Origin of the sequence: Streptomyces sp. RB17 (genome assembly GCF_009604455.1) — a bacterium.
In the GTDB taxonomy this organism is placed as follows: Bacteria; Actinomycetota; Actinomycetes; order Streptomycetales; family Streptomycetaceae; genus Streptomyces.
Genome location: NZ_WEGL01000001.1, coordinates 1340333 through 1353025 on the forward strand (window position 1 = coordinate 1340333; position 12693 = coordinate 1353025).

A 12693-nucleotide genomic window follows, 5' to 3' on the forward strand; every position below is an offset into this window, starting at 1 on the left:
GCGCCAGGAGCTTACACAGAAGTTGAGCGTTGCACGGATTTTTCGTGCAGAAACTGTGAAGCTCCGTCGAGGGGGGACCTCAGTGGTTCCTCAGCGGTTCACGGCGAAGCCGGCGGATACAGCGACCTCGGCAACTGCGAAGCCGCGGCCGAGTCCAGCAGCCACAGCGTGCGCGAGCGGCCGTGCGCGCCCGCCGCCGGGGCCTGGATCTCGCCCGCGCCGGACAGGGCGATGGCCGCGGCCTCAGCCTTGTCCGCGCCGGCCGCGAGGAGCCACACCTCGCGGGCCGCGCGGATCGCCGGCAGGGTGAGGGAGATCCGGGTCGGCGGCGGCTTGGGGGCGCCGTGGACGCCGATCACCGCGCGTTCCGTCTCCCGTACCCCCGGATGCTCCGGGAAGAGGGACGCCACATGGGTGTCCGGGCCGACGCCCAGCATCAGCACGTCGAAGGTGGGCACCGAACCGTGGTTCTCCGGTCCGGCCGCCTTCGCCAGCTCCGCCGCGTACGCCTCCGCCGCCGCCTCGACGTCCGTACCGTACGGGCCGTCGGAGGCGGGCATGGCGTGCACGCGCTCCGGGTCCAGCGGGACGGAGTCGAGCAGGGCCTCGCGGGCCTGCGTGACATTGCGCTCGGGGTCGCCCTCGGGGAGGTAGCGCTCGTCGCCCCACCACAGGTCGAGCCGGCCCCAGTCGATGGCGTCCCGGGCGGGCGCCGCCGCCAGCGCGGCCAGCAGGCCGTTGCCGTTGCGGCCGCCCGTGAGGACCACGGACGCGGTGCCCCGGGAGGCCTGCGCGTCCACGATCTTCGTGATCAGGCGGGCCGCGGCGGCCTGTGCCATCAGTTCCTTGTCGCGGTGGACGACCAGCTGCGGAGTGCTCACTTCGCCGCCGCCTTCCTCGCCGGAGTCTTCTTCGCGGTCTTCGCGGCCGCCTTCTTGGCCGGTGCCTTGGCCGCTTCCGCCACGGGCTCCGGCTCGGCCACCGGCCCACTTGCCGCAGGCTGCAGTTCCGGACCCGTGTTCAGCCGCTCCACGCCGTAGCGCAGCGCCGACGCGTAGGTGTCGTCCGGGTCGAGCCGGCGCAGCTCCTCCGCGATCAGCTCGGCGGTCTCCCGCCGCTTCAGCGCCACCGCGCGCGGCGGCTGACCCTCGATGGACAGCGTGGCCAGGGTGCCGTCCGCGCGGTCCAGGACGATCGGGCCGCAGGTGGTGTCCATACGGACCGCGGTGAGCCCCGGGCCGCCCGACAGCGACCGCCGCACCGGTACGTCCAGCCGGTCCGCGAGCCACATCGCCAGCAGCTCGCAGCTCGGGTTGAGCTCCTCGCCCGCCACCTCGACGGCCCTCACCTCGCAGGTGACCTGATCGAGCGCCGCCGCGAGCATCGAACGCCACGGCGTGATCCGCGTCCAGGACAGGTCGGTGTCGCCGGGCGTGTACGCCTCGGCGCGGGCGGACAGCTCCCGCACCGGCTGCTCGGCGGCGTAGGTGTCGGTGACCCGGCGCTGGGCCAGCGCGCCCAGCGGGTCCTTCGCCGGGTCCAGCGGGGCGTTCGCCGGCCACCACACGACCACCGGCGCGTCCGGCAGCAGCAGCGGCAGCACGACCGAGTCGGCGTGGCCCACGACCTCGCCGTACAGCCGCAGCACCACCGTCTCGCCGGTGCCCGCGTCCGCGCCCACCCGCACCTCGGCGTCCAGACGCGAGGAGGTGCGGTCGCGCGGGCTGCGCGAGACCCGCTTGATGACCACCAGCGTGCGCGAGGGGTGCTCGCGCGAGGCGTCGTTGGCGGCCTTCAGTGCGTCGTAGGCGTTCTCCTCGTCGGTGACGATGACGAGGGTCAGCACCATGCCGACGGCGGGGGTGCCGATGGCGCGGCGGCCCTGGACGAGCGCCTTGTTGATGTCGCCGGCGGTGGTGTCGGTCAGGTCTATCTTCATGGCCGGCGCCAGCTCCGTCCGTCTCGTGCGAGCATCTCGTCCGCCTCCGCGGGGCCCCAGGTGCCCGACGGGTACTGCGCGGGCCTGCCGTGCTTGTCCCAGTACTGCTCGATCGGGTCGAGGATCTTCCAGGACTGCTCGACCTCCTCCGTGCGCGGGAAGAGGTTGGCGTCGCCGAGCAGCACGTCCAGGATCAGTCGCTCGTACGCCTCCGGGCTGGACTCCGTGAAGGACTCGCCGTAGGCGAAGTCCATGGAGACGTCCCGGATCTCCATCGAGGTGCCCGGCACCTTCGAACCGAAGCGGACCGTGACGCCCTCGTCCGGCTGGACGCGGATGACGATCGCGTTCTGGCCCAGCTCCTCCGTCGCCGTGGTGTCGAAGGGGGAGTGCGGGGCCCGCTGGAAGACGACGGCGATCTCCGTCACCCGGCGGCCGAGGCGCTTGCCGGTGCGCAGATAGAAGGGGACGCCCGCCCAGCGGCGGTTGTCGATCTCCAGCTTGATCGCCGCGTACGTGTCGGTCTTCGACTTCGGGTCGATGCCCTCCTCTTCGAGGTAGCCGATGACCTTCTCGCCGCCCTGCCAGCCGGCCGCGTACTGCCCGCGCACGGTGTTGCGGCCCAGGTCCCTGGGCAGCCGTACCGCACCGAGCACCTTCTCCTTCTCCGCGGCCAGTGCGTCGGCGTCGAAGGAGGCGGGCTCCTCCATGGCGGTCAGCGCCATGAGCTGGAGCAGATGGTTCTGGATGACGTCACGGGCGGCGCCGATGCCGTCGTAGTAGCCGGCCCGGCCGCCGATGCCGATGTCCTCGGCCATGGTGATCTGCACGTGGTCCACGAAGGACCGGTTCCAGATCGGCTCGAACATCGTGTTGGCGAACCGCAGCGCCAGGATGTTCTGGACGGTCTCCTTGCCGAGGTAGTGGTCGATCCGGAACACCTGGTCCGGCTCGAACACCTCGTGCACGACCTTGTTCAGTTCCTCGGCCGACTTCAGGTCGTGCCCGAACGGCTTCTCGATGACCGCGCGCCGCCAGGAACCGCCCGACTGCTCGGCCAGCCCGTGCTTCTTCAGCTGCTGGATGACCACCGGGAAGGAACGCGGCGGCACCGACAGGTAGAAGGCGAAGTTGCCGCCCGTGCCCTGTGCCTTGTCCAGCTCCTCGATGGTGGAGCGCAGCCGCTCGAACGCGTCGTCGTCGTCGAAGGTGCCCTGGACGAAGCGCATCCCCTGGATGAGCTGCTGCCAGACCTCCTCACGGAACGGCGTACGGGCGTGCGCCTTGACCGAGTCGTGGACCTCCTGTGCGAAGTCCTCGTTCGCCCACTCACGGCGGGCGAAGCCCACCAGCGAGAAACCCGGCGGCAGCAGACCCCGGTTGGCGAGGTCGTACACCGCGGGCATCAGCTTCTTGCGGGACAGGTCGCCCGTGACCCCGAAGATGACCAGGCCCGACGGCCCCGCGATACGCGGGAGCCGTCGGTCGGCCGGGTCACGAAGCGGGTTGGCTCCGGAACCGGAAAGGGGTGACAAGTCAGCCCTCCGTAGGGGCGAGGCGCTCGAGCTCCGCCTGGGTGGACTTCAGCAGGTCGTTCCAGGACGCCGCGAACTTCTCGACGCCCTCGTCCTCCAGCACCTGCACGACGTCGTCGTACGAGATGCCGAGCTTCTCCAGCGCGTCGAGGTCGGCACGCGCCTGCTCGTAGGTGCCGGCGATGGTGTCGCCGCTGATCTCGCCGTGCTCCTCGGTGGCCTCCAGCGTGGCCTCCGGCATGGTGTTGACCGTGTTCGGCGCGACCAGCTCGGTGACGTACAGGGTGTCCGGGTACGCCGGGTCCTTCACGCCGGTCGACGCCCACAGCGGACGCTGCTTGTTGGCGCCCGCGTTCTCCAGCGCGCTCCAGCGGCTCGACGAGAAGACCTCCTCGTACGCCTGGTAGGCGAGGCGCGCGTTGGCGACGGCGGCCTTGCCGCGCAGCCCCTTGGCCTCGTCGGTGCCGATCCCGTCCAGCCGCTTGTCGATCTCGGTGTCCACGCGGGACACGAAGAAGGACGCCACGGAGCGGATCAGCGACAGGTCCAGGCCACGCTGCTGGGCCTTCTCCAGGCCGGCCAGGTAGGCGGCCATGACCTCGCGGTAGCGGTCCAGGGAGAAGATCAGCGTGACGTTGACGCTGATGCCGAGGCCGATGACCTCGGTGATCGCCGGCAGACCCGCCTTGGTCGCCGGGATCTTGATCAGCGTGTTGGGACGGTCGACCAGCCAGGCCAGCTGCTTGGCCTCGGCGACGGTGGCCGCCGTGTTGTGCGCGAGGCGCGGGTCGACCTCGATGGAGACCCGGCCGTCCTGACCGCCGGTGGCGTCGAAGACCGGGCGCAGGATGTCGGCGGCGTCACGGACGTCCGCCGTGGTGATCATCCGGATGGCCTCTTCCACGGTGACCTTGCGGGCGGCGAGGTCGGTGACCTGCTGCTGGTAGCCGTCGCCGCCGCTGATCGCCTTCTGGAAGATCGTCGGGTTGGTGGTGACGCCCACGACGTGCTGCTGGTCGATCAGCTCGGCGAGGTTGCCGGACGTGATCCGCTTGCGCGACAGGTCGTCCAGCCAGATCGCGACGCCTTCTTCGGAGAGGCGCTTCAGTGCGTCTGTCATGGAATTACATCTCCTACGTGTCGTATATGAGCGTCAGCGCTGGGCGGCGGCGATGGATTCCCGGGCCTTGGCGGCCACGTTCTCGGCAGTGAAGCCGAACTCGCGGAAGAGCACCTTGCCGTCGGCGGAAGCACCGAAGTGCTCCAGGGAAACGATGCGGCCGGCGTCTCCGACGTACCGGTACCAGGTCAGCCCGATGCCCGCCTCCACGGCCACACGGGCCCGGACGGACGGCGGGAGCACGGAGTCCCGGTACCCCTGGTCCTGCTCCTCGAACCACTCGACGCACGGCATCGACACGACCCGCGTCGGCACGCCCTCGGCCTGGAGCCGCTCACGCGCCTCCACGGCCACGTGCACCTCGGATCCGGTGGCGATCAGGATCACCTGCGGTGCTGCGCTCTGCCCGGAGGGCCCTTCGGCCTCGAACAGCACGTAGCCGCCCTTGGCCGCGTCCTCGTCGGGCTCGTACACCGGCACGCCCTGGCGGGTGAGCGCCAGGCCGTGCGGCTGCCCCTTGCCGAACTCCTTGGTGTACCGCTTGAGGATCTCGCGCCAGGCGATCGCGGTCTCGTTGGCGTCCGCCGGACGCACGATGTTCAGACCGGGGATCGCGCGCAGCGAGGCCAGGTGCTCGACCGGCTGGTGGGTGGGGCCGTCCTCGCCGAGGCCGATCGAGTCGTGCGTCCACACGTACGTCACCGGCAGGTGCATCAGGGCCGACAGGCGCACCGCGTTGCGCATGTAGTCGGAGAAGACGAGGAACGTGCCGCCGTAGACACGGGTGTTGCCGTGCAGCGTGATGCCGTTCAGCTCGGCGCCCATCGAGTGCTCGCGGATGCCGAAGTGGATGGTGCGGCCGTACGGCTTGGCCTCGGGCAGCGGGTTGCCCTCGGGCAGGAACGAGCTCTCCTTGTCGATGGTCGTGTTGTTCGACCCGGCGAGGTCGGCGGAACCGCCCCACAGCTCGGGGATCACCGCGCCGAGGGCCTGCAGCACCTTGCCGGAGGCGGCACGCGTCGCGACACCCTTGCCCGGCTCGAAGACCGGGATCTTCTCCTCCCAGCCGGTGGGCAGCTCGCCCCGGGCGATGCGGTCGAAGTCGGCGGCACGCTCGGGGTTGTCGTCCCGCCACACCTGCAGGGACTTCTCCCACTCGGCACGCGCCTGCGCACCGCGCTCCAGGGCCTTGCGGGTGTGGGTGATCACCTCGTCCTCGACCTGGAAGTGCTTCTCCGGGTCGAAGCCGAGGACGCGCTTGGTGGCCGCGACCTCCTCCTCGCCCAGCGCCGAGCCGTGCGCGGCCTCGGTGTTCTGGGCGCTCGGGGCCGGCCAGGCGATGATCGAGCGCATCGCGATGAAGGACGGCCGGTCGGTGACCGCCTTGGCCTTCTCGATCGCGGCGAAGATCGCCTGCGGGTCCAGGTCGCCGTTGTCCTGGGCCTCCACGCGCTGCACGTGCCAGCCGTAGGCCTCGTACCGCTTGACGGTGTCCTCGGAGACGGCCGTCTCGGTGTCGCCCTCGATCGAGATGTGGTTGTCGTCCCACAGCAGGATCAGATTGCCGAGCTTCTGGTGGCCGGCCAGCGAGGACGCCTCGGCGGAGATGCCCTCCTGGAGGCAGCCGTCACCGGCGATGCAGTAGATGAAGTGGTCGAAGGGCGACTCACCCTGCGGCGCCTCGGGGTCGAACAGACCGCGCTCGTAGCGCGCGGCCATCGCCATGCCCACCGCGTTGGCGACACCCTGGCCGAGCGGACCGGTGGTGGTCTCGACGCCCTTGGTGTGCCCGTACTCCGGGTGGCCCGGGGTCTTCGAGCCCCAGGTGCGGAAGGACTCCAGGTCTTCCAGCTCCAGGCCGAAGCCGGCCAGGTAGAGCTGCGTGTAGAGGGTCAGGGAAGAGTGGCCGGCGGACAGCACGAAGCGGTCACGCCCGACCCACTCCGGGTCGGCGGGGTCGTGCCGCATCACCTTCTGGAAGAGGGTGTAGGCGGCCGGGGCCAGGCTCATCGCCGTACCGGGATGGCCGTTGCCGACCTTCTGTACGGCGTCGGCGGCCAGGACCCGGGCGGTGTCCACGGCCCGCTGGTCCAGCTCGGTCCACTCAAGGTCTGTGGTGGTCGGCTTGGTGCTCACCCTGGGTCAGGGCTCCTCTCCACATGTCGGTCGCCGGTCTTCGGGGCATGCGCCCACCCGGCCGCCGGCGCGCTCGACGCCCGCCGGCCGGTGACGAGCCTACCCTCGCGAGGACGCGCATTTTTTCGAGTGTTTCCAGACTGCCGGGACTCTGTGGAATCCGCCTCCCGACTGGCCGACAGGGCCATTTGGCACATGAATACGGAGCCGGTCATCTGAGCGCTCAATCGAGTGCCGTGTCCCCTCTTATGGGGCGTGCGCCAACACGACCCCACCCCCGCGAAGGCCGGGGTATGGGCAGCGTCTAAAGTGGCGTGGTACGCGCGAGCCATTACCGCGACTTCACAGGGGAGGCTCGCTGGGAGTCTCTGTCAGGGGTGTGCGTGACGGCCGTCGAATCACGTCCAGCGGGCGTGCTGGGTGGTGCGAGCCAAGGCCCGGTTCACCGGCCGTTCGGGGCCCGTGTCAAGGCGTTCGTGGCTCTGACCAAGCCACGGATCATCGAGCTGCTGCTCATCACCACCGTTCCGGTGATGTTCCTGGCGCAGCAGGGCGTGCCCGACCTGAAGCTGGTGCTGCTCACCTGCGTCGGCGGCTACCTCTCGGCGGGCGGCGCCAACGCGCTGAACATGTACATCGACCGGGACATCGACGCCCTGATGGACCGCACCTCGCAGCGGCCGCTGGTGACCGGCATGGTCAGCCCGTCCGAGTGCCTTGTCTTCGGCATCACCCTCGCGGTCGTCTCGACGCTCCTCTTCGGCCTCACCGTCAACTGGCTGAGTGCCTGGCTCTCGCTCGGAGCGCTCCTCTTCTACGTCGTCGTCTACACGATGCTCCTCAAGCGGCGTACGTCGCAGAACATCGTGTGGGGCGGCATCGCGGGCTGCATGCCCGTGCTCATCGGCTGGTCGGCCGTGACGGACTCCCTGTCCTGGGCGCCGGTCGTCCTGTTCCTGGTGATCTTCTTCTGGACCCCGCCGCACTACTGGCCGCTGTCCATGAAGGTGAAGGACGACTACGCGCGCGTGGGCGTGCCGATGCTCCCGGTCATCGCCTCCAACAAGGTCGTCGCCCGGCAGATCGTCATCTACAGCTGGGTGATGGTGGCCGTCTCCCTGCTCCTGACCCCGCTCGGCTACACCGGCTGGTTCTACACGGCCGTCGCGCTGGCCGCCGGCGGCTGGTGGCTGTGGGAGGCACACGCGCTGCAGAACCGGGCCAGGGCCGAGGTCATGGGCGCCAAGCTGAAGGAGATGCGCCTCTTCCACTGGTCCATCACCTATGTGTCGCTGCTGTTCGTGGCGATCGCGGTGGACCCGTTCCTGCGCTGACGCCCTCTGGCTTCCTCGACGGGAGGGGTGCGTGGCCAAGGCCACGCACCCCTCCCGTCGCCGTTTGATCTACCCGTGGGTAGCATCCTGGCCATGGCAGACACGCAGCAGGTTGACCCCAAGGCCGAGCGCACGGCGGCCCGGCTCGCGCACCGGATCAGCGCCTTCGCCAAGGCCCACGGCGGCGCCGAGGGCCAGGTGGCCTACATCGGCGAGCGCGGCGCCCGCATCGTCCTCGTCGGCGAGGACGGCGGCTGGGGCGACCTCGTAGCACCTACGTACGCCATCGCCGAGCAGGCGGTGGAGAAGTCCGGCATCACGCGCCACGAGTCCTTCGACGGCGAGTTCGCCGCGAAGGTGAAGACGGGGTCGTACGAGTGGAAGCGGATGGCCGGCATTCAGGTCGGGGGCTGAGCAAGGCGCCCCCGAAGGGGCGCGGGGCTGTATCGACACGCGGCTCCGCCGCGATGAGGGTCCCCCGAGTTCGAGCGAAGCCGAGAATTTGGGGGAGCGCCCAGCCACATACGGTCTGAAGCCGCCAAATAACCCGCAGCCCCGAGCTCATCCGCGACCTCGAACCCCGTTCACCCGTTAGGCCGTTGAAGCCAGCGCACGCGGGGAGGCCCGGATGATCGAAACGCCGTCCCTCGTGGACCAGTACTGCCACGGCGTACTGCGAACAGAGCTGGGCCTCGGCACCTTCGAGGCCCAACTCGCCCGCACCGAGGGTCCGCCCGCCCCCGGCACCACCCTCTTCGACACCCAGACGGGATTCGCCGTACGGCGCTGGTGCCCACCCCTGCTCGGCCTGGAACCGCACTGTGCGCCCGCCCGCTATCTGGCCCGGCGCCGTGAACTGGGCGTCCTGGAAGTGGGCCGCAGGCTGCTGCGCGGCAGCGGGATCACCACCTACCTCGTCGACACCGGCCTGCCCGGCGACCTCACCGGCCCCGCCGAACTGGCCTCCACGGGCGATGCCGACGCCCGTGAGATCGTCCGGCTCGAGCAGCTGGCGGAGCAGGTCGCCGACACCTCCGGCACCGTCGAGTCCTTCCTCGCCAACCTCGCCGAGTCGGTGCACGGCGCCGCCGCGAACGCGGTCGCCTTCACCTCCGTCGCGGGGCTGGGACACGGCCTGGCGCTGGCGCCGGAGCCGCCGGGGCCCGGGGAGGTGCGGGGCGCGGCCGGCCGCTGGCTGGCCGGACGGCGGGTCGGCGGGGCGCTGACCGACCCGGTGCTGCTGCGGCACCTGCTGTGGATCGCGGTGGCCTCGGGTCTGCCGCTCCAGCTGCACGCCGGGCTCGGCGAGCCGAACTCCCGCATCGACCGCACCGACCCCGTGCTGCTCACCGACTTCGTGCGGGCCACGGCGGGCCTCGGCACGGACCTGATCCTGCTGCACGGCTACCCGTACCACCGCCACGCCGCCCATCTGGCCGGTGTCTTCCCGCACGTCTACACCGACTCCGGCGCCGCGCTCGTCCGCACCGGCGCCCGCGCGGCCACCGTCCTCGCCGAGATCCTGGAGCTGGCACCCTTCGGCAAGATCCTCTTCTCCACGGGCGCCCACGGCCTGCCCGAGCTGCACGTCGTGGGTGCCCGGCTGTTCCGCGAGGCCCTGGGCCGGGTCCTGGGGACCTGGGTCGCCGAGGGAGCCTGGTCCCTGGAGGACGCCCAGCGGGTGGCCCGCATGGTCGCGGCGGACAACGCGCGCCGGGTGTACGGGCTGAACGGCCGTGACGGGGGGACGGGCTGAGCGGCGGAAGAACGCTACGCGCGCGTGCCCACCGTCACCTCGGCCGAGGGGCCGGGCAGGTCCAGGGCGGCCTCCGGACGCTCCCGCAGCGCGAGCAGGACGCGCAGCACGCCGATCCACACCAGGCAGGAGCCGAGCATGTGCAGGCCCACCAGCAGCTCGGGCAGATGGGTGAAGTACTGCACGTACCCGATCACGCCCTGGCCGAGCAGGATCAGGAAGAGATCGCGGGTGCGCGCGTGCGGGCCCTTGGGCGCGTCCACCGCCTTCAGCACGAACCACAGCGCGAACGTCAGCGTCACCACGATCCAGGCGAGCACGGCGTGCAGCTTGGCCACCGTCTCCCAGTCGATCGGGATCCGCTTGACCTCGCTGGAGTCACCCGCGTGCGGCCCGGCTCCGGTCACCACCGTGCCGACCGCGATGAGCAGCAGGGACGCGGCCACCAGGAACCACACCAGCTGCTGCACGGCCTTGCCGACCAGTGGCCGGGGCGCGCCGTCGCCCTCGCGGGTGCGCTGCCACATCACCGTGGCGACCCAGACGAGGGCCGTCGCGAGCAGGAAGTGGGCCGCGACGGTGTACGGGTTGAGGCCCACGAGCACGACGATGCCGCCGAGGATCGCGTTGCTCATCACCAGCCAGAACTGCGCCCAGCCCAGCCGGGTCAGACTGCGCCGGTACGGCTTCTCGGAGCGTGCGGCGATGATCGCCCAGCCGACCGCGGCGCACAGCACGTACGTCAGCATCCGGTTGCCGAACTCGATCGCGCTGTGGTAGCTCAGCGCGGTCGTCGGCGTCAGCGAGCCGTCGGTGCACTCCGGCCAGGTCGGACAGCCGAGGCCGGAGCCGGTCAGGCGCACGGCGCCGCCGGTGACGACGATGACCACCGACATCACGAGCGCGGCGAGGGCCGCCCGCTGGACCGTCCGGGGGGACGGGGTCCAGCGTTCGGCGATGAAGGCGAGCGGGTTGCGCACGGCCGCTGCGGCGTCGGCGGGGTTCAGCTTGAGCACGCCCACCATCGTAGGCCGCCGCTTGTGCACGCTTTCACGAGGGTCCACCGTGACGCCTCACTCCCAGCGGAAGAACTTCCCGGCCGCGGCCAGCCCGACGACCGCCCACACCGCCAGGACGCCCAGGTCGCCCCATGGCATCCCGGAGCCGTGCTGGAGCACGTCCCGCAGCCCGTCCGACAGCGCGGAGATGGGCAGCAGCCCGAGCACGTGCTGCCCGGCCGAGCCGAACTTGTCCAGCGGCACGATGACCCCGCCGCCGACGAGCAGCAGCAGGAAGACCAGGTTGGCGGCGGCCAGGGTCGCCTCCGCCTTCAGCGTGCCCGCCATCAGCAGGCCGAGGCCGGAGAACGCGGCCGTGCCGAGGATGAGCAGCACGAGCACCGCGGCTGGGTTGCCGTGCGGGGACCAGCCCAGCGCGAAGGCGATCGCCGTCAGCAGGATCACCTGGAGGACCTCGGTGACCAGCACGGACGCGGTCTTGGCGGTCATCAGGCCCCAGCGGGGCAGCGGCGAGGAGGCGAGCCGCTTGAGCACGCCGTAGCGGCGTTCGAAGCCGGTCGCGATGGCCTGCCCGGTGAACGCCGTCGACATCACGGCGAGCGCCAGGATGCCGGGGGCGAGGAAGTCGACCGCCTTGCCCTTGCCGGTGTCCACGATGTCCACCGAGCTGAAGAGGGCCAGCAGCAGGGTCGGGATGACCACGGTCAGCAGCAGCTGCTCGCCGTTGCGCAGCAGCATCTTCGTCTCCAGGACCGCCTGGGCCCCGATCATGCGGGGGAGCGGCGCCGCACCCGGCCTGGGGGCGTATGTACCGGTTGCAGTCGTCACGAGCGCAGCTCCTTGCCGGTCAGCTCCAGGAAGACGTCCTCCAGCGTGTGCCGCTCCACCGAGATCCGGTCCGGCATCACTCCGTGCTGGGCGCACCAGGAGGTCACGGTGGCCAGCAGCTGCGGGTCGACCTTGCCGACGACCCGGTAGGAGCCCGGGGTGAGCTCGGCGGCCGTGCAGTCGGCCGGGAGGGCCTTCAGCAGGGAGCCCACGTCGAGGCCGGGGCGGCCGGTGAAGCGCAGGGTGTTCTCTGCGCCGCCCTTGCACAGCTCCTCAGGTGAGCCCTGGGCGATGACCCGGCCGCCGTCGATGATCGCCACGTCGTCGGCGAGCTGCTCGGCCTCTTCCATGTGGTGGGTGGTGAGGATCACCGAGACGCCGTCCGCGCGCAGGTCCTTCACCAGGTCCCAGGTGGCCCGGCGGGCCTGCGGGTCCAGGCCGGCCGTCGGCTCGTCCAGGAACACCAGCTCCGGGCGCCCGACGACGGCCATGGCGAGCGCGAGGCGCTGCTGCTGGCCGCCGGACAGCCGCCGGTAGGAGGTCCGGCCGCAGCTGTCCAGCCCCAGCCGCTCGATCAGGGCGTCCACGTCCAGCGGATGCGCGTGCAGCTTCGCGACATGCCGGAGCATCTCCTCGGCACGGGCGCCGGAGTACACGCCGCCGGACTGCAGCATCACGCCGATACGGGGACGCAGCTCGGCGGACTGCCGTACCGGGTCGAGGCCCAGGACGCGCACCGTGCCGGAATCCGGCTTCCGGTACCCCTCGCAGGTCTCGACCGTGGTCGTCTTCCCCGCCCCGTTGGGGCCGAGGACGGCGGTCACACCCGCCCCGGCCACCAGGTCGAGGCCGTCCACCGCGGTCTTCGTGCCGTACCGCTTCACCAGGGCCCGGACCTCGATGAGCGGGAGCGACGCGAAGCGTCTGCCTGAGGGGTGGTGGTCGGGAGACGGGCGGGCGGGCTCACTTCGCATGGGTCCAGAGTCTAGGGAGACCGCTTGCCGTCCGGACCGGCGGGTAGGTGAA

At 70.9% G+C, this 12693-nt stretch carries 11 protein-coding genes; 3 read left to right on the forward strand and 8 right to left on the reverse strand.

The features are described from left to right. Nucleotides 1-98: 98 nt before the first annotated feature. The 5 genes from pgl to tkt are packed head-to-tail and all read right to left on the reverse strand — an operon-like array spanning nucleotide 99 to nucleotide 6730. On the reverse strand, nucleotides 99-881 hold the full coding sequence (gene pgl, locus SRB17_RS06135) for a 6-phosphogluconolactonase (protein ID WP_323375060.1): 783 nt from the start codon (nucleotides 879-881) through the stop codon (nucleotides 99-101). Next, nucleotides 878-1939 (reverse strand): glucose-6-phosphate dehydrogenase assembly protein OpcA, encoded by a 1062-nt coding sequence (gene opcA, locus SRB17_RS06140; protein WP_153535159.1) that lies wholly within the window; start codon nucleotides 1937-1939, stop codon nucleotides 878-880. The genes pgl and opcA overlap by 4 nt, the downstream gene beginning before the upstream one ends. Then, nucleotides 1936-3474, reverse strand: coding sequence for a glucose-6-phosphate dehydrogenase (gene zwf / locus SRB17_RS06145; RefSeq protein WP_153535161.1), 1539 nt, complete (start codon nucleotides 3472-3474; stop codon nucleotides 1936-1938). The genes opcA and zwf overlap by 4 nt, the downstream gene beginning before the upstream one ends. Before the next feature lies 1 nt (nucleotide 3475). Continuing rightward, nucleotides 3476-4594 carry a transaldolase gene (gene tal, locus SRB17_RS06150; RefSeq protein ID WP_153535163.1) on the reverse strand — a complete coding sequence of 373 codons (1119 nt, stop codon included), beginning with the start codon at nucleotides 4592-4594 and terminating at the stop codon, nucleotides 3476-3478. Nucleotides 4595-4627: 33 nt separating this feature from the next. Then, nucleotides 4628-6730 (reverse strand): transketolase, encoded by a 2103-nt coding sequence (tkt, locus tag SRB17_RS06155; RefSeq protein ID WP_323375061.1) that lies wholly within the window; start codon nucleotides 6728-6730, stop codon nucleotides 4628-4630. Nucleotides 6731-7107: 377 nt separating this feature from the next. Here tkt and SRB17_RS06160 point away from each other — a divergent pair, with 377 nt between their 5' ends. The 3 genes from SRB17_RS06160 to SRB17_RS06170 all read left to right on the forward strand — a co-directional run bounded on the left by SRB17_RS06160 (nucleotide 7108) and on the right by SRB17_RS06170 (nucleotide 9820). Beyond that, on the forward strand, nucleotides 7108-8064 hold the full coding sequence (locus SRB17_RS06160) for a heme o synthase (protein ID WP_323375062.1): 957 nt from the start codon (nucleotides 7108-7110) through the stop codon (nucleotides 8062-8064). Between the two features lie 93 nt (nucleotides 8065-8157). After that, complete coding sequence (locus tag SRB17_RS06165) at nucleotides 8158-8478, forward strand: hypothetical protein (RefSeq protein WP_153535164.1); 321 nt, start codon at nucleotides 8158-8160, stop codon at nucleotides 8476-8478. A 214-nt stretch (nucleotides 8479-8692) separates the two neighbouring features. After that, the gene (locus tag SRB17_RS06170) at nucleotides 8693-9820 is read left to right on the forward strand and encodes an amidohydrolase family protein (protein WP_153535166.1); all 1128 of its coding nucleotides are present in this window, start codon (nucleotides 8693-8695) and stop codon (nucleotides 9818-9820) included. 14 nt (nucleotides 9821-9834) lie between these two features. Here the strand turns inward: SRB17_RS06170 and SRB17_RS06175 are convergent, their stop codons facing one another. Genes SRB17_RS06175 through SRB17_RS06185 form a run of 3 tightly spaced genes read right to left on the reverse strand, consistent with a single transcriptional unit; the run spans nucleotide 9835 to nucleotide 12641 of the window. After that, complete coding sequence (locus tag SRB17_RS06175; protein WP_153535919.1) at nucleotides 9835-10845, reverse strand: COX15/CtaA family protein; 1011 nt, start codon at nucleotides 10843-10845, stop codon at nucleotides 9835-9837. Nucleotides 10846-10893: 48 nt separating this feature from the next. Further along, on the reverse strand, nucleotides 10894-11610 hold the full coding sequence (locus SRB17_RS06180; protein ID WP_153535921.1) for an ABC transporter permease: 717 nt from the start codon (nucleotides 11608-11610) through the stop codon (nucleotides 10894-10896). A gap of 53 nt (nucleotides 11611-11663) precedes the next feature. Further along, on the reverse strand, nucleotides 11664-12641 hold the full coding sequence (locus tag SRB17_RS06185) for an ABC transporter ATP-binding protein (RefSeq protein ID WP_228395834.1): 978 nt from the start codon (nucleotides 12639-12641) through the stop codon (nucleotides 11664-11666). Nucleotides 12642-12693 lie beyond the last annotated feature (52 nt).

Excerpts from the sequence above, each read along its gene's own strand:
- SRB17_RS06170 (WP_153535166.1), top strand. The coding sequence starts at position 8,693 with ATGATCGAAACGCCGTCCCTCGTGGACCAGTACTGCCACGGCGTACTG.
- SRB17_RS06175 (WP_153535919.1), bottom strand. The coding sequence starts at position 10,845 with ATGGTGGGCGTGCTCAAGCTGAACCCCGCCGACGCCGCAGCGGCCGTG.
- SRB17_RS06180 (WP_153535921.1), bottom strand. The coding sequence starts at position 11,610 with ATGATCGGGGCCCAGGCGGTCCTGGAGACGAAGATGCTGCTGCGCAAC.
- SRB17_RS06165 (WP_153535164.1), top strand. The coding sequence starts at position 8,158 with ATGGCAGACACGCAGCAGGTTGACCCCAAGGCCGAGCGCACGGCGGCC.
- opcA (WP_153535159.1), bottom strand. The coding sequence starts at position 1,939 with ATGAAGATAGACCTGACCGACACCACCGCCGGCGACATCAACAAGGCG.
- tal (WP_153535163.1), bottom strand. The coding sequence starts at position 4,594 with ATGACAGACGCACTGAAGCGCCTCTCCGAAGAAGGCGTCGCGATCTGG.
- SRB17_RS06185 (WP_228395834.1), bottom strand. The coding sequence starts at position 12,641 with ATGCGAAGTGAGCCCGCCCGCCCGTCTCCCGACCACCACCCCTCAGGC.